Origin of the sequence: Kitasatospora sp. MAP12-44 (assembly GCF_029892095.1) — a bacterium.
Classification (GTDB): Bacteria; Actinomycetota; Actinomycetes; order Streptomycetales; family Streptomycetaceae; genus Kitasatospora.
Genome location: NZ_JARZAE010000004.1, coordinates 6,008,451 through 6,023,980, shown reverse-complemented (window position 1 = coordinate 6,023,980; position 15,530 = coordinate 6,008,451). Strand labels below are relative to the sequence as shown.

14 protein-coding genes and 1 pseudogene are annotated in these 15,530 nt (G+C 72.4%); 5 read left to right on the top strand and 10 right to left on the bottom strand.

The window, feature by feature from the left end:
- The first annotated feature begins 1 nt into the window (after position 1).
- Genes P3T34_RS27615 through P3T34_RS27605 form a run of 3 tightly spaced genes read left to right on the top strand, consistent with a single transcriptional unit; the run spans position 2 to position 3,272 of the window.
- On the top strand, positions 2-904 hold the full coding sequence (locus tag P3T34_RS27615; protein WP_280668731.1) for a carbohydrate ABC transporter permease: 903 nt from the start codon (positions 2-4) through the stop codon (positions 902-904).
- Positions 904-2,190, top strand: a complete 1,287-nt coding sequence (locus P3T34_RS27610; RefSeq protein WP_280668730.1) for a 6-phospho-beta-glucosidase — start codon at positions 904-906, stop codon at positions 2,188-2,190. The genes P3T34_RS27615 and P3T34_RS27610 overlap by 1 nt, the downstream gene beginning before the upstream one ends.
- Positions 2,191-2,228: 38 nt before the next feature.
- Positions 2,229-3,272, top strand: a complete 1,044-nt coding sequence (locus P3T34_RS27605; protein ID WP_280668729.1) for a BadF/BadG/BcrA/BcrD ATPase family protein — start codon at positions 2,229-2,231, stop codon at positions 3,270-3,272.
- Positions 3,273-3,329: 57 nt separating this feature from the next.
- Here the strand turns inward: P3T34_RS27605 and P3T34_RS39975 are convergent, their stop codons facing one another.
- The 9 genes and pseudogenes from P3T34_RS39975 to P3T34_RS27565 form a co-directional block, all read right to left on the bottom strand.
- Positions 3,330-5,372, bottom strand: coding sequence for a Pls/PosA family non-ribosomal peptide synthetase (locus P3T34_RS39975; RefSeq protein ID WP_348534760.1), 2,043 nt, complete (start codon positions 5,370-5,372; stop codon positions 3,330-3,332).
- A gap of 382 nt (positions 5,373-5,754) precedes the next feature.
- Positions 5,755-7,455: pseudogene (locus P3T34_RS39970) on the bottom strand (non-ribosomal peptide synthetase); the annotation flags it as partial.
- A gap of 215 nt (positions 7,456-7,670) precedes the next feature.
- Complete coding sequence (locus tag P3T34_RS27595; protein ID WP_280668728.1) at positions 7,671-8,033, bottom strand: hypothetical protein; 363 nt, start codon at positions 8,031-8,033, stop codon at positions 7,671-7,673.
- Between the two features lie 141 nt (positions 8,034-8,174).
- Positions 8,175-9,833 (bottom strand): LCP family protein, encoded by a 1,659-nt coding sequence (locus P3T34_RS27590; protein WP_280668727.1) that lies wholly within the window; start codon positions 9,831-9,833, stop codon positions 8,175-8,177.
- On the bottom strand, positions 9,826-10,368 hold the full coding sequence (locus P3T34_RS27585) for a DUF6542 domain-containing protein (RefSeq protein WP_280668726.1): 543 nt from the start codon (positions 10,366-10,368) through the stop codon (positions 9,826-9,828). The genes P3T34_RS27590 and P3T34_RS27585 overlap by 8 nt, the downstream gene beginning before the upstream one ends.
- Before the next feature lie 214 nt (positions 10,369-10,582).
- A complete protein-coding gene (locus P3T34_RS27580; protein WP_280668725.1) occupies positions 10,583-11,896 on the bottom strand; it encodes an LCP family protein in 1,314 nt (437 codons plus the stop codon).
- 137 nt (positions 11,897-12,033) lie between these two features.
- Positions 12,034-12,708 (bottom strand): DedA family protein, encoded by a 675-nt coding sequence (locus tag P3T34_RS27575; protein WP_280668724.1) that lies wholly within the window; start codon positions 12,706-12,708, stop codon positions 12,034-12,036.
- A gap of 56 nt (positions 12,709-12,764) precedes the next feature.
- On the bottom strand, positions 12,765-13,373 hold the full coding sequence (locus P3T34_RS27570) for a DUF4291 domain-containing protein (protein WP_280672433.1): 609 nt from the start codon (positions 13,371-13,373) through the stop codon (positions 12,765-12,767).
- A 203-nt stretch (positions 13,374-13,576) separates the two neighbouring features.
- The gene (locus P3T34_RS27565; protein WP_280668723.1) at positions 13,577-14,383 is read right to left on the bottom strand and encodes an STM4013/SEN3800 family hydrolase; all 807 of its coding nucleotides are present in this window, start codon (positions 14,381-14,383) and stop codon (positions 13,577-13,579) included.
- Positions 14,384-14,424: 41 nt separating this feature from the next.
- Between P3T34_RS27565 and P3T34_RS27560 the strand changes: the two genes are divergently transcribed.
- Together P3T34_RS27560 and P3T34_RS27555 are read left to right on the top strand one after the other, a co-directional pair.
- Positions 14,425-14,649: a hypothetical protein gene (locus P3T34_RS27560; RefSeq protein WP_280668722.1), complete on the top strand. Its 225-nt coding sequence runs from the start codon at positions 14,425-14,427 to the stop codon at positions 14,647-14,649.
- Entirely contained in the window at positions 14,646-14,861 is a 216-nt protein-coding gene (locus tag P3T34_RS27555; protein WP_280668721.1) for a DUF397 domain-containing protein, read from the top strand. Before P3T34_RS27560 ends, P3T34_RS27555 begins: the two co-directional genes overlap by 4 nt.
- A gap of 83 nt (positions 14,862-14,944) precedes the next feature.
- On the opposite strand, the gene P3T34_RS27550 is transcribed toward P3T34_RS27555, so the two are convergent.
- The gene (locus P3T34_RS27550) at positions 14,945-15,520 is read right to left on the bottom strand and encodes a nucleosidase (protein WP_280668720.1); all 576 of its coding nucleotides are present in this window, start codon (positions 15,518-15,520) and stop codon (positions 14,945-14,947) included.
- Positions 15,521-15,530 lie beyond the last annotated feature (10 nt).

Here is a 15,530-nt window from a genome sequence, read left to right as displayed (position 1 = left end):
CATGACCGATGCCCTCAGCTCACCCGTCCGCCTCCCCGCGCCGGCCGGCGCCCGTACGGCCGCCGCGCGGGTGGCCCGGCGCCGCGCGGCGCTGCAGTGGGTCGCCGTGCACTCGGTGGCCCTGGTCGCCGCGCTGTTCTTCCTGCTGCCGTTCGTCTTCGTCTTCCTCACCTCGGTGATGACCGACCAGCAGGCGCTCACCTCGAACTTCTGGCCGCAGCACTGGGAGTGGGGAAACTACGCCAAGGCCTGGGAGACCCCTGGCTTCCTCACCTGGTGGCGCAACACCCTGGTCTACGCGGGCGCGGGCACCGTGCTGACCGTCGTCTCCAGCGTTCCGGTCGCCTACGCACTCGCCCGGTTCCGCTTTCGCGGGCGCAATCTGGCACTGATGGCGGTCATTTCGATGATGATGCTGCCGCCGCAGGTGACGGTCATTCCGATGTACCTCTTCTGGGCGAAGCAACTGCATCTCACCGGCACGCTCTGGCCGTTGATCATCCCGATGGCCTTCGGAGACGCTTTCACCATCTTCCTGCTGCGGCAGTTCCTGCTGACGATTCCGAAGGAGTATGTGGAGGCGGCCAGGATCGACGGCTGCGGGGAAGTGCGGACCTTGCTGCGCGTGATCCTGCCGATGGCCAAGCCGGCCGTCGCGGCGGTCGCGCTCTTCCAGTTCTTCTACTGCTGGAACGACTACTTCGGGCCGCAGATCTACTCCAGTGAGAACCCCGGCGCCTGGACCCTCTCCTACGGTCTGGAATCCTTCAAAAGCGCCCACCACACCAACTGGAACCTCACCATGGCAGCAACCCTCCTCGTCATGGCACCCGTCATCGTTCTGTTCTTCTTCGCACAAAAGGCCTTCATCGAAGGCGTGACACTGACAGGGGTCAAGGGCTGATGTCTCTCAAACTCTCGATTGTGGGCGGCGGTTCGACGTACACGCCCGAACTCATCGACGGATTCGCGCGGTTGCGCGACACCCTGCCGATCGGCGAGCTGGTGCTGATCGACCCGGCAGCCGAACGGCTGGAGCTGATCGGCGCGTTGGCCCGGCGGATCTTCGCCAAGCAGGGGCACCCGGCGAAGGTGACCACCACCACCGACCTGGACGCCGGCATCCAGGGCGCGCACGCCGTGCTGCTGCAGCTGCGGGTCGGCGGGCAAGCGGCACGAGGCGAGGACGAGAGCTGGCCGCTGGAGTGCGGCTGCGTGGGCCAGGAGACCACCGGGGCAGGCGGGTTGGCCAAGGCGCTGCGTACCGTCCCGGTGGTGCTCGACATCGCCGAGCGGGTCCGCCGGGCCAACCCCGACGCCTGGATCGTGGACTTCACCAACCCGGTCGGCATCGTCACCCGGGCCCTGCAGAGTGCCGGCCACCAGGCCGTCGGGCTGTGCAACGTGGCCATCGGATTCCAGCGGAAGTTCGCCCAGCACCTGGGCGTCGCACCGGAGTTGATCCGCCTGGAGCACGTCGGCCTGAACCACCTGAGCTGGGAGCGCGGGGTCACCCTGCTGGACGCCCCCGGCGCGAGCGGCGGCCGCGAGGTGCTGCCGGAGCTGCTGAGCGGCTTCGGGCCGCAGATCGCCGAGGACCTGCTGCTGCCGCTGCCGGTGATCCGCCGGCTCGGCGTGGTGCCGTCCTACTACCTGCGCTACTTCTACCAGCACGACCTGGTGGTCGAGGAGTTGAAGGTCAAGGGCTCGCGCGCGGCCGCGGTCAGCGCGATCGAGAAGGAGCTCCTGGAGCTGTACGCGGACCCGACTCTGGACACCAAGCCGGAGCTGCTCGCCAAGCGCGGCGGCGCCTTCTACTCGGAGGCCGCGGTCAACCTGATCGCCTCGCTGCTGGGCACCGACGGCGGCACCAGCGTGCAGGTGGTCAACACCCGCAACGACGGCGTCCTGCCGTTCCTCCCCGACGACGCGGTGATCGAGGTGCCGGCCGAGGTGGACCCGCAGGGTGTGCGGCCGCTGCCGCAGCGCCCGGTCGAACCGCTGTACGCGGGCCTGATCGCAAGCGTCACGGCGTACGAGCAACTCGCCCTGGAGGCAGCCCTCAAGGGCGGCCGCGACCGGGTCTTCGACGCCCTGCTGGCCCACCCGCTGGTCGGCCAGTTCGACCTCGCCGACCAGTTGACGGACCGTCTGCTCGCCCACAACCGGCAGCACCTGAGCTGGGCCTGAGCGGCACGCTCTCCCGGACAGGCCCTAGAAGAGGACTGATGGACCACCAGCCCGAACCACTCCTGCCCGGCGTCCTCGCCATCGACGCCGGCAACAGCAAGACGGACGTCGCCCTGGTCGGCGCCGACGGCAGCCTGCTCGGCACCGCGCGCGGCGGCGGCTTCGCACCGCAGCTGCTCGGGCCGCAGGCCGCCGTCGCCCTGCTGGCCCCGCTGGTCGAGGCGGCGGCCGCGGCGGCGCAGGCGCGGCTGCCGGTCGGCGGCGTGCTGGTCAGCCACGTCAGCGCATGCCTGGCCAACGCCGATCTCCCGGTGGAGGAGCGGCTGCTGCAGGACGCCATCGCGGCCCAGCGCTGGGGGCGCAGCACCGCGGTGGCCAACGACACCTTCGGCCTGCTGCGGGCCGGTACCGACACGCCGCGCGGGGTGGCGGTGGTCTGCGGAGCCGGGATCAACTGCGCCGGGCTGCTGCCGGACGGGCGGACCGCCCGGTTCCCGGCGCTCGGCCAGCTGACCGGTGACTGGGGTGGCGGCGGCGGGCTGGCCGCCGAGGCGATGTTCCACGCGGTCCGCGCGGAGGACGGGCGGGGGTCCGGCACGACGCTGGCCCCCGCCATCGCCGCGCACTTCGAGCTGCCCTCGGCCGGCGCGGTCGCCGAGGCCGTCCATCTCGGGCAGCTCCCGGCGGGCCGGCTGCACGAGATCGTGCCGGTGCTCTTCCGCTGCGCGCAGGACGGCGACCCGGCGGCGCTGGAGCTGATCGACCGGCAGGCGGACGAGATCGCCCGGCTGGCGCGGGTCGCGCTGACCCGCCTGGGGCTGCTGGCGGAGCCTGCGCCGCTGGTGCTCGGCGGCGGGGTGCTGGCCGCCCGGCACCCGCTGCTGCTGGACAACCTGACGGCCCGGCTGCGGGCGGTCGCCCCGCACGCCGAGCCGCGGATCGTCACCGCGCCGCCGGTGCTGGGCGCCGCCCTGCTGGGTCTGGACCGGCTGGCCAGGACCGGGCAGGGCGGCGGGCCCGACGCGCAGCGGCGGCTGCGCGAGGCGTACGCGGCGCCGGCGGCGGCAGCGTTCGCGGCCTGAGCGATCGCCGGCCGGCCGCCGGCCGTCAGCCGTCTGCCGCGATCAGGTCAACGGGGATCAGCGGCGCCGGGCCGGCCTCGGCCGCTCGTGCTCGCGATGCCGGCCGTTCACCGGGCGGCGGGAGCCGACCTGCTGGGAGCCGCCCTGCTGGCGGTGGCGTCCGGGCGCCGGGTGACGCTTGGCGACCACCACCAGGCGCGGCTGCCCGGTCGTCTCGTCGCCCGTCTCGTCGGCCTGCGTGCCGCCCGGCCCGGACGGACCGACCGGCCAGGCGGCCACCGGATTGCCCGCCCACCGCGAGTCGGCCGGCATCTGCTCGCCGCGCATGACCAGCGAGGACGCGCCCACCGAGGTGCCCGCCCCGAGCTCGGAACCCGGCAGCACGATCGAGTGCGGGCCCAGCGTGGACCCCGCGCCGAGCCGGACCTCGTCCAGGCGCATCAGCCGGTCGTGGAAGAGGTGGGTCTGCAGCACGCAGCCGCGGTTGACGCTCGCACCGTCCTCGATCCGCACCAGGTCGGTCTCCGGCAGCCAGTGCGTCTCGCACCACACACCGCGCCCGATCCGGGCGCCCAGCGAGCGCAGCCAGAGGTTGAGGAACGGCGTGCCGATCAGCGTGCGGCCCATCCACGGCATGGCGAGCTCCTCGACGAAGGTGTCGTGCAGCTCGTTGCGCCAGACGAAGCCGGACCAGAGCGGGTGCTCCCCGGCCCGGAACCGTCCGACCAGCACCCACTTCGCCAGCGTCGAGACCAGGCAGGCGGCGATACCCGCGCCGATCAGGATCAGCCCGCTGACCGCGGCGCCGGCGGCCAGCCCGTCCGAGTCGATCACCTGCTGCAGCGCGACCGCGACCAGGTCACCGAGGATCACGGCGAGGACCACCGGCAGCAGCCGGCACAGCTCCACCGCGGCCCGGGCCACCATCAGCCGGCGCGGCGGAGCGTAGGTGCGGCTGAGGTCGCCGGCCTCGGCGACCCGGGGCAGCGACAGGCCCGGTCGGCCCAGCCAGGACGAGCCCGGCTCGGCGTGCGCGGGAGCGTCCGAGAGCACCCCGACCAGTGCGTCGTCCGGCAGCTCACGGCCAGGACCGACGATGCCGGAGTTGCCCACGAAGGCCCGCTTGCCCACCCGCGAGGCGCCCAGCCGCAGCCAGCCGCCGCGCATCTCGAACGGTGCGATCAGCGTGTCGTCGGCGAGGAAGGCGCCGTCGTCCACGGTCATCAGCCCGGGCAGGGCGAGCACCGTGGAGGACTCCACCCGGCGGCCCACCCTGGCCCCCAGCAGGCGCAGCCAGACCGGCGTGAAGAGGCTCGCGTAGAGCGGGAAGAACGAGCCGCGCGCCGTGTTCATCAGCCGGCTGACCACCCAGGTGCACCAGGCCGTCCGGCCGTGCGCGGGGTGGAAGCCGGGCCGGATCGGGCCGCTCAGAGCCCGGACCAGCAGCACCGTCAGCCCGGCGTAGCAGGCCAGCGTCAGCACGGCGAGCAGCGGGGAGACCACCAGCAGCTGGGTCAGCACGGCGCCCAGCGTCCGGTCCTGGTCCACCAGCGAGAAGACGATCGCGAACGAGGGCAGCGCGGCGACCACCGGCAGCAGGCTCAGCAGCGGCAGCGACACCGCGTACGCGAGGCTCCAGCGCTTGGAGCGGTGCTGCGCGGGCGCCGGCCAGTCGTCGACGGCGCCGGCGGCCCGGCGGGCCGGGGAGCCGTGCCAGTGCTCGCCGGCCGGCACCGGCACCTCGCCGAGCACGCAGCTGCCGGCCGCCACATCGGCACGATCGCCGACCCGGGCGCCGGGCATCAGCATCGCGCGGGTGCCGATCCGCGCGCCCGCGCCGACCTTGACGCTGCCCAGGTGCAGCACGTCGCCGTCCAGCCACCAGCCCGCCAGGTCCGCCTCGGGCTCGATCGAGCAGCCCGCGCCGAAGCTGCCGAGGCCGGTGACCGGGGGCATCGCGTGCAGCTCGGCGTCGCGGCCGACCCGGCAGCCGAGCGCCCGTGCGTAGTGCCGGGCCCAGGGGGTGCCGACCAGCGCCGCGACGTTTGAAGAGGGCGACGGCGCGCTCGGCCGACCAGAGCCGCAGATGCACCGCGCCACCGCGCGGATAGGCGCCGGGTTTCAGGCCCAGGGTCAGCAGCCGGGCGGCGGCGGAGCCGAGGACGAGCCGGCCGGCCGCGCTGGAGAGCAGCAGCCAGCCGGTGATGATGATCCACCACGGAGCGTGCGGGGCCCAGGAGAGCCGGCCGGTGAGGTTGTCCAGCGCGGCCAGCGCGAGCACCCAGCGCAGGCCGCTGATGGCGAAGCTCGCGGTGATCACCAGCAGTTGGACCAGCCCGGCGCGGCGGGGCGTCGGGCGCACGGCGCGGACGGCCGCCACGGGCGACGCCGCGGCTGCGGGCTTCGCCGGGTTCAACTCGTCCAGGCGGGCGGCGAGTTGCAGCAGGCCGGGGCGGCCGTAGATATCGGTGACCGAGACCCCGGGGTGGCGCTCGCGCAGGACGGAGACCAGCTTGGCGGCGGCCAGGCTGGTGCCGCCGAGTGCGAAGAAGTCGCTGTGCGCCGTCACCGGCATGCCGAGCAGCTCGCGCCAGCGCGCGGCCAGCCAGCCGGCCGTGCCGGTCAGGGTGCTGTCGTCCTCGTCGGAGTCCCCCGGGTTCGCGCCCAGGTTCGCGAGCGGCCAGGGCAGGGCGCCGCGGTCGACCTTGCCGGAGGTCTTGGTCGCCAGCGCATCGACCAGTGCCAGCACCGGGACCAGCGACTGCGGCAGCCGGTCGAGCAGCAGCGCCCGGGCGGCGGCGGTGTCGAACTGCCGGTCGGCGACCAGGTAGCCGACCAGCAGCTCGCCGCCGGCGGCGGTCCTGCGGACGGCCGCGGCGGCCGCCCGGACCCCGGGCAGCGCCTGCAGCGCGGCGTCGATCTCGCCCAGCTCGACCCGGCGGCCGGCCAGCTTGACCTGCTCGTCGGCGCGGCCGACGAAGACCAGGCCGGCCGGATCGGCCTGCACCAGGTCGCCACTGCGGTAGACCCGGGGGCCGCGCAGCCAGGGGTGCGGGCTGAACTTCTCGGCGTCCTTGGCCGGGTCCAGGTAGCGCGCGGCGCCGACGCCGCCGATCAACAGCTCGCCGGTCTCGTACCAGGCGACCGGCTTGCCCTCGCCGTCGACGACGGCGATCTCCCAGCCGGCCAGCGGCGCGCCGATCCGCACCGGCTGCCCGGGCGTCAGCAGGGACGCGCAGGCCACCACGGTGGTCTCGGTGGGGCCGTAGGTGTTCCAGAACTCGCGGTGCGGTGCGGCCAGCCGGTCGACCAGCTCGGGCGGGCAGGCCTCGCCGCCGACGATCAGCAGCCGGACCCGCTCCAGGCACTCGATCGGCCAGAGCGCCAGCAGGGTCGGCACGGTGGAGACCACGGTGATCCCGCGCTCCACCAGCCAGGGCCCGAGGTCGGTGCCGGCCTTGACCAGCGAGCGCGGCGCCGGGACCAGGCAGGCGGCGTGCCGCCAGGCGAGCCAGATCTCCTCGCAGGAGGCGTCGAAGGCCACCGAGAGGCCGGCCAGCACCCGGTCGCCGGGGCCGAGCGGGTTCGCCCGCAGGAAGAGCCCGGCTTCGGCGTCGACGAAGGCGGCCGCCGAGCGGTGGCTGACCGCGACGCCCTTGGGGCGGCCGGTGGTGCCGGAGGTGAAGATGATCCAGGCGTCGTCGTCGGGCGTCGGACGGGCCGGGTGGCCGCCGGGGCGCACGGCGGCGCTGGGCGCAACCGCCTGGTCGGCGCCGATCACGGCGCAGACGCGCGCGTCGGACCAGATCAGCTCGGCCCGCTCGTCGGGGTCGTCCGCGTCCACCGGGACGTACGCGGCGCCGGTGCGCAGCACGGCGAGGATGGCGATATAGAGGTCGGCGGTCCCGGACGGGACCCGGACGCCGACCCGGTCGCCCCGGCCGATCCCGGCGGCGGCCAGCCGGCCGGCCAGCCGGTCGGCGGCGGCCAGCAGCGAGCGGTAGTCCAGGACGACCCCGCCGGCGTCGAGCGCCGGGGCCAGCGGGCAGGCACCGGCGGCCGCCTCCAGGACGTCGACCAGGGTTCTGACCGGCGGTGCGTGCTCGACCGGCCATACCGCACCGGCCCTCGATCCGACGCTCTCCCCGGTCGCTACGCCCTGCAGGGTCGCCTGGTTCTCCACTGCTTCGCTGCACCTTTGCTCTCGACGGATGGGTCGAGGCACGGCGGCAAAGCGCCCGTAACAGGCCGGCTCCACCCTTGTGCCCCAAACGGAGCGTAGGGCGCAAGGGGATGGAACCACGACGAAACGGACATTTGCTTAGGAAAGACTCATACATTACTCATGTTCTGTTCGAGACAGCTGAGCAGCGGGCGTGCTGTTCGGATCAGCTGTTCTCACCGGTCCGTCAACTCCGCCGCGAAGACCGTCCCCAACGGCTCCGGCCCGATGTACTGCTGACAGTTGCACGGGCGCGGCTCGTACTGCAGCGGCTTGCGCTCGGCATCCCAGGCCGTCGGGGCCTCCACCACCTCGTGGCACTTCCCCTGCCGGTCGTGCTTGGCCAGGTGGTGCGTACAGCCGCACACCGGCTCCGGCGGGCGACTCGCCGCCTCCACCGCGAGCCGCTGCTGCTCATCGGCCTGCCGCAGCTCCAACTTCCGTTCATGGCGTGTCTTCAGGGCCCGCCGCCCGGTCCCGACGACCCAGTTCCCCGCGACGATCAGCGGAATCACCACCGACCAGACCCAGTCCGCCACGCCGAACCCCTCCCCCATAGCCACTCGACGACAGCCACTTGACGCTCCCAGGGTACTGACGGCAAATGCCCCGGTGCCCCGCCTTCGGCCGTGCTGCGGCCGAGCTGACGGGACACCGGGGCAACTTCCCTCACCCTGTGGTCAGTTGACGCAGGGGATGCCACCCATCTTGACCGGCGGGCCCTGCATCGGAAGGGCGGCAGCCGGGTCGGCGGTGCTGCTGGAACCGGCGGCGGCCGGTGCGGGTGCGGCGGCGCCGGGGGCGGTGTAGCCGGTGCCGAGGGTCACCTCGATATGGCCGGCGGGGACCCGCGAGGACGCCTCGGCGGTGACCCCGTACCTGGCGGCGACGCCCTGGGCGCCGTCCTTCGCGCCGACGCCGTAGGTGACCGTCGTCGAGGTCGGGTGGGTGCTCGCCGGTCCGGTGCGGCCTGCCTTGTAGCCCATGTCCACCAGGGCTTGCGACTCATTGGCGGCGGCGTGCGAGACCGTCGAGGCGTTGTACACGTCCACCGTGCCCGAGCCGGTCTTGGCGGCAGGGGCGGCGGGCGCGGGGGCGGCCGGGGCCGGGGCGGCCGGGGCCGGGGCGGACGGGGCCGGGGCGGACGAGGCGGGGGCGGCCGAGGCGGGCGCCGGGGCCGGGTCGTGCCCGAAGAGCTGCTGGACCTCCCGCTTGATCAGCGCGGGGTCGACCGTGTTGACGTCCTCGCCGCCGATGGTCTTGAAGCCCGAGATCGGCAGCGTGTTGAACTCGACGTTCCCGCCGGTGAGGTTGGTCGCCTGCTGGGCGAAGTCCAGGATGTTCAACTGGTCGTCGATCACCACGTCCTTCTTCACCACGTTGAACAGGTCCTGCATCTTGCCGAGGTCGTTGAAGATGCCCTCGTTCTTGAGCTTGTACTCGACCGAGGAGATGAAGGCCTGCTGGCGGTGGGTGCGGTCGAGGTCGCCGTTCGGCAGGTTGTGGCGCTGGCGGACGAAGGCGAGCGACTGGGTGGCGTTGAGCGTGTTGATGCCGGCGGTGCCCTTGAAGCCGGAGCCCTGGCCGGTCTCGTTCGGGTCGCTGGTGGCGTGGTTCAGGCAGACCTGGACCGGGCCGACGGCCTGCGCGATGTCGTAGAAGCCGAGCAGGTTGACCTCGGCGAAGTGGTCGATCGGGATGCCGAGGAAGTTCTGCACGGTCGCCAGCGTCGCCGCACGGCCCACGTCGCGGCTCTGCTGCTCCAGCTGGGCCTTGGACAGGCCCTTCCCCGCGAGCTTGCTCTCGGCGGCGGACTTGGCGATGCCGTACGCCTCCTTGATCTTGTGCATCTTGCCGTCGGCGCCGGCGGTCTGGACGTAGTCGTCGCGCGGGATGGACAGCGCGGTGACCTTCCCGCCGTTGGCCGGTATGTGCAGCACGATCAGGGTGTTGGTGTTGTAACCGCCGATGTCGCTGCTGCCGCCGGCCTGCAGATCGTCCTGGACGAACTGCGGCGGGAGGTCGTTGCCGTTCATGTCCTTGCGGCTGTCCAGGCCGATCAGCAGCAGGTTGACCGAGTTGTCCAGGTGCGGCGGTGCGCCCTTCTGGACCTGGGCCAGGGCGTTGGACGTGGTCAGGCCCGTGGTCAGCGACTTGTACGTGTACCAGGTGACACCGCTGGTGCCGATCACCGCGAGGGAGACCCCGACGGCGATGGTGCGCCCGGCGATCAGCAGCGGCGAGGTGCGGCGCTTCTGCGGCGCGCTGCCGCGCTGCCGCGGGACGGCGCCCTGCCGACGGGCGGCCCGCCCGGTGTTGCTCGGGTTGTGCTCACCCACGGCGGTTCCTCTTGTCTCGTGCGATCCGTACCAGGACGACGACCAGGGCGGCCCCCACCGCCGCCGCCATCACCGGGAAGCCGCTGATGGCCCAGCGGGCGGCTCCGGTGGCCAGCGCCTTGGATCCCTGGTACTTGGCGGAGTTCCCGAACAGCTCGGCGACGGCCGTCGAGGCCAGCACCACCGGGCCGGGCGCCGTCAGCACCCACCACCAGCCGGCCCGGCTGCTCAGCGCCGCGGCGGCGACCGGACCGAGCACGGCACAGGCGGCGAAGACCACCCCAAGACCCGGGCTGATCGCCTCGTCGACGAAGGCGCCCACCAGCGGCAGCCCGAGCGACAGCAGGGCGACGGTGCCGCCGTGCCGCCCGCGAGTGCTGGACGAGCGGCGCGCGCGAGCGCCGGCGCCGGCGCCGGGATGCCCGCCGCCCTGCTGCCGTCTCGGCTCCCCCTCCCGCTGCCGCGGAGGAGACGCGTTCGCGCGCCGCCCCCGATCCGCGTCATGCTCGGGTATGTCCACCCACTGGTCTGTCATGCACTCCGCCCTTGTCCGGTCGGCCGGCGGTCCCCTTCGGCCTCGGTCCGCCCGAGGATTCCGGGCATGTCGTTCCGGTCATTGGACGCCGGATGAGGCACTGATGGTTGCTCGCTTGCGCAATTGATTGCTCGCTTGCGCAATGTAGCAAGTGTTTGTGGGGCACCGGCAGGGGGCCACCGCCTGCGGCGGCGCCAGGGGGGTCAGGGGGGCATCAGGGGGCTGAGTCGGGGATCTGCGGGTTGAGCGCGTAGGCGGCGATGGGCGAACCGAACGGGGTGGTGTCCTGGGTGCCCACCGCCACGCAGCCGGGGGCCGCCGCCGCGTTGAGCGTCCGCGCGGGCGGTGTCTGCGCCGCCAGCGCCATCGGAGCCGCCGGAGCTGCCGGAGCCATCAGCCGCATCAGCAGCTGAGCGCCGCTCGGCGGGGCACCACCGGCGTCCGCGGTGGGCGACATCGCCGCCGCCTGCGGGGTGGCGGACGCGGTGTCGTCCGGCAAGGCCTGGTCGGCGGCGATGGCCCGGAACACGGCCTGCGCGGCGGGCGTGGGCACCAGCCAGTCGGCGTTGCCCGGATCGACGAGCGTGGGCATCGTGGTGAAGGTGATCCCGGCGGTCAGCACATCGTTGAGCTGCGACGCCAGGGCCACCAGGTTGGTGATGCCGCCCAGCCCGTCGTCGACCGTCAGCGCCTTGGTGGCAGCGTCCGCGAGGTCGTACAGGTCGATCGGGTTGGTCAGGGTGTTCGCGCTCTTCAGCTTCTGGACGAGCGAGGAGAGGAACACATGCTGCGCCGCCTCCCGACCGAGGTCCCCGCCGTCACCGAAACCGTGCCGGGTGCGCAGGAACTCCAGCGCCGCGAGGCCCTTGAGGGAGTGCGTGCCCTTGGCCAACTTCAGCTGGGAGTAAGGGTCGTAGATGTTGTTGTCGACACAGACGCTGACCCCGCCGATGGTGTCCGACATGCTCACCACCCCGGAGAAGTCGACCAGCGCGAAGTGGTCGACGGGGATGCCGGTGAGGGCGTGGACCGCCGCGACCGTGCAGCCGGGGCCGCCGTTCTGCAGGCTGCTGGTGATCAGCGCCCGGCTCACCGCGGGGTAGACATGGCCGGTCTTCGGGTCGGTGCACTGGGGGATGTCGACGACGGTGTCGCGCGGGATGCTCATGACCGTCGCACTGGTGCGGCCCGCCGACAGGTGGACCAGCATCTCCACGTCCGCGTTGGCGCCCGGCCCGCAGTCGCCGCCGATCGCGCAGTCGGCCGCCGTCGCCCGGGTGTCCGAGCCGATCACCAGGATGTTCAGCGGGCTCTGGCCCGCGCCGTTCTTCGTCTCGGTGCCCGGCGAGCCACTGCCGAGGTACAGCGGCGAATGGCGGACATTGCCGTCGAGGTGGAGGTAGACCCACCCGCCCCCGGCCGCCAGCAGGACCAGCAGCAGACCCAGTGAGAGCACCAGCCATCTGAGCGCACGGTGGCGCCGCTTCCCGCCCCCGGCCGCAGGCGGCTCCGGCCGTTCGTCCGTCATCCCAACCAGCCCCATCCCGAAATCCAGCGAGGCGCACGGAAGCGCGGAAGGTCACGCATCGGGGAAACGCTACGACGACCGGCCAGGATGCGCCTGTCCAGCAGCGGCAGGCGGGCCGCACCGGGTCCGGGCGGCCGTCACTCGGCGTCGGTGGGGTCCTCGGCCCGGCGGGCCCGGGCGGCGGCTTCGGCCTCCGCCTCCACTTCGGCGCGGGACTGGCGGCGGTTGACCAGCCAGACGACGAGGGCGGCCAGGGCGAAGAGGCCGACCAGGATGGTGGCCACGGTGCCGATCACGTTCTCCACCCGGCTGTAGGCCGAGCCGAGGCCGTAGCCGAGGAGGCAGTAGGCGGTGCCCCAGAGGGTGGCGCCGGCGATGTTGTAGACCGAGAAGCGGCCGTACGGCATGCGGGAGATACCGGCGAGGGTGGGCACCAGGGCGCGGAACACCGTGAAGAAGCGGCCGAAGAAGACCGCCGCCGCGCCCTTGTCGCGGATGAGCCTGCGGGCCCGATCGACCTGCGTCCGGTGCCGGACGGCGCTGCGGGTGCGCAGCACCCAGGGGCCGAAGTGCCGGCCCAGCCAGTAGCCGACCGCGTCGCCCAGGATCGCGGTGAGGACGACGACCGTGACCAGCACCGCCAGGTCCACGCCGCGGTGCGCGGCGGCGATGGTCCCGGCGACCAGCAGCAGGGTCTCGCCCGGCAGCAGGAAGCCGAGGAAGAGCGCGTCCTCGGCGAAGATCAGCAGGCCCACCACGGCGTACACCACGGCTCCGGAGAGGCCGAGGATCCAGTCGGTGACCGACGACACGAGCAGTCACCCCCTTCCGAAGCCGGAGACGCACAGACGAGCCCGTCCACACCAACCTAGACGAGCGTGCCCGTTATGCCCGGTTCAGCCGGTGATGGGTACGGCGACTCCTGCGGGAGCAGCGCCGCCGCGCCCGCCCGGTCCCCCGCGCGGACCAGGTCACGGATCCGGTGGGCCAGCGGGGTGACGTCGCGGACGCCGAGCAGCCAGCGATCGGCGTAGTTCCTGGTGGCGTCCCCACTGAGGCCGAGCTGGAGGGAGCGGTAGGGCAGCTGCTGGAGGTCGAGGTCGCGCTCCGGGTCCCACTGCACCCGCACCACCGAGGCGCGCAGCTCGGCCTTCCACTGCTCGCGGTCGGCGTGCACCGCGCGGTCGTAGTGCGAGAGGCAGGCCTGCGCGAGCGCCTCGTCGAAGCCGGCGCGGCTGATCTCCAGGGCGAGCACGCGCTCCTGGCCCGGCTTGGTGCCCCAGCCGCTGCGGTACATCATCCAGCAGAAGCTGGGCTTGATCCAGGTCATCCGGGAGCGGCTCCAGCTCTCCGGGAAGCCTCCGTGCTGGGCGGCGTAGTCCCCGATCTCGGGCCGGTAGGCCTGGTAGACGGTGACGCTGGTCGCGGTGTGGGCCGCGCGGATCTGCCGTAGCGGCACCGCCTGCGGGTTGATCATCTGCATGGCGGCCAGTGTGCGCGACGGACACCGACTGCGCCCGCGAATTACGCCCGGGTCAGCCCCCGATGGAGACGCCGCGTTCTCCTTGAAGTGCTATCCCGGCCGAAGCCGGGAGATTCCTGCCTACCTTGCGGCAGCGGGCTTGACGCGCTTCGCGCGCCTGCCGACTGTCGATCCCGGACGGGCCCGCGCCGGCTGACCTACTTCGGGTAGACCATAGATTCGGAGTACGGCACGGTCATCACGGTTGAGTGAGCTACGCCGTGCCCGCTGTACCCGTCTTCTCCGAACGCTTCGCCGTGGTCGGCGCACAGCACGACCAGCCAGCGGCCGTAGTGGGGCAAGGCTTCGAAGAGCGGGCCGAGCTGGGTGTCGGCGTAGGCAAGTGCTGCCCCTTGGGATTCCCAGGTGTCCGCTTCTGCCGCGCCCTCAAGGTAGAACGCGGTCGGTGTGTGGGTGGCCGTGACGTTCATGAACAGAAACGCCTTCTGCCCCATCTCCAGCCGTTCGAGCGACGACAGCGCGGAGACCACCTGATTCCGCGTCGAATGAGGCTCTTCTGACGCCATGTCGGGGGACCAGTGGCTTTCTTGGAACATCGCCGGGAACACACGGCCCAGCGGAGTCTGCTGCGAGAAGAACCCGACTCCGCCCACGCACACCGTGCGGTAGCCCAGCCCGGCGAAGCCTTCCACGATGTTCGGGGCGTCGAACACGTAGGTTCGATCCGCGACGGTCTTGCCCTGAATGGCGCGGCAGGCCAGCAGGCGGGGTGGGCGAGCTGGGCCGGACGGCACGGGGAGGAACCCGGCGAAGAATGCCGCGTGCGCGGGGTAGGTGAAGGTCCCCGGTGTACGGCGCTCCTCCCAGAGCCCCCCGGCGACGACGTTCTCCAGGTTGGGCGTGCGGCCCGCGTGCATCATCGCGCGGGCCACGTCGTAACGGAGCGAGTCGAACGTCATGAAGAGGACGTTTGTGGAACCGATCAGTTCACGCGCGTTGATCATCCTTGGCCAACTCCTGAGATGCGGTCATCACGTCCTTCACGGTGATCGGCGAGCTTGCGCCCTTCATCTTCCCCGTGCACCTGCTGACGCTCCCCGACCGGTCCCTCGTCGGCTACAGCGAGACCCACGCGCGCGGGTACCTGGAGCGGAGCGCGACCGTCTGTGCCGCTTGGGAGAGAGACTACGATCAGCTCCAAGTGGAGGCGCTGTCTACGGTGGCTTCACTTGCCATGATCAGCACCCTTCGAAAGGGACTTGAAGAATGAGCATCGACCTTACCGGCGACGGGTGGGTGAAGTCGTCTTACAGCCAGAGCGGCGGCGCTTGCATCGAGTGGGCGCCGAGCAAGATCGGCCGCCTGGGCGCCGTCCCCGTGCGTGACTCCAAGGACCCGTCCGGCCCGGCCCTGGCCTTCCCTACCAGCGCGTTCGCTGCGTTCATCGCGGGCGTCAAGGCGGGCGACTTCGGCACCGTCTGACCGCTCCCCCCACTGATACCCCTGTGAAGCCCTGTCGGCCGCGCGGGGGTATCAGTGCATGCAACTCCGGACGGTCGTGGGGCTCAGAGGTGGTCGTGGACCCAGGTGGCGAGGAGTTTGGCGCAGTCGTCGACCGACTCGCGCCAGGCGCGGGCGGCGCCCTCGCCGGCCTCGTCGCTGACGTGCTTGACCAGGCGGACGGGCAGGCCGGCGCGCTGGGCGACGGTGGCCAGCGCGTAGCCCTCCATGTCGACCAGGTGGGCCAGCTCGGCGAGCCGGTCGCGGGCGGCGGGGTCGGTGACGAAGAGGTCGCCGGTGGCCAGGATGACGCCGGCCGAGTCGTCGAGGGTGATCGGGTCGCCGTAGCTGTGGCCGGTGAGGCTGCGCAGCACGGCGGTGTCCAGGTCGTGCTGCAGTACGGCGGCGATCTCGTGGGTGCGCCCCTCCAGGCCCGGGCGCAGCGCGCCGGCCGTGCCGAGGTTGACCACCGCGGACGGACGCGGGCCCTGCGCGAGGACGGTCGCCAGTGCCGCGGTCGCGTTGACCTTGCCCATGCCCGTGAGCAGCACCGGGAGGTCGGTGCGCAGGTGGGCGGCCTCCTCGACGACGGCCAGGACGAGGAGCGGGCGGTCAGGGGCGACGGTTCCGATCAGCTGCATGGCCGCCATC

Bases quoted from the DNA above. Each gene is read 5' to 3' on its own strand.
- P3T34_RS27550 (WP_280668720.1), bottom strand. From the start codon at position 15,520: ATGCAGCTGATCGGAACCGTCGCCCCTGACCGCCCGCTCCTCGTCCTG.
- P3T34_RS27565 (WP_280668723.1), bottom strand. From the start codon at position 14,383: ATGATCAACGCGCGTGAACTGATCGGTTCCACAAACGTCCTCTTCATG.
- P3T34_RS27580 (WP_280668725.1), bottom strand. From the start codon at position 11,896: ATGACGGACGAACGGCCGGAGCCGCCTGCGGCCGGGGGCGGGAAGCGG.
- P3T34_RS27570 (WP_280672433.1), bottom strand. From the start codon at position 13,373: ATGATCAACCCGCAGGCGGTGCCGCTACGGCAGATCCGCGCGGCCCAC.
- P3T34_RS27605 (WP_280668729.1), top strand. From the start codon at position 2,229: ATGGACCACCAGCCCGAACCACTCCTGCCCGGCGTCCTCGCCATCGAC.
- P3T34_RS27555 (WP_280668721.1), top strand. From the start codon at position 14,646: ATGAGCATCGACCTTACCGGCGACGGGTGGGTGAAGTCGTCTTACAGC.
- P3T34_RS27585 (WP_280668726.1), bottom strand. From the start codon at position 10,368: ATGACAGACCAGTGGGTGGACATACCCGAGCATGACGCGGATCGGGGG.
- P3T34_RS27610 (WP_280668730.1), top strand. From the start codon at position 904: ATGTCTCTCAAACTCTCGATTGTGGGCGGCGGTTCGACGTACACGCCC.
- P3T34_RS27615 (WP_280668731.1), top strand. From the start codon at position 2: ATGACCGATGCCCTCAGCTCACCCGTCCGCCTCCCCGCGCCGGCCGGC.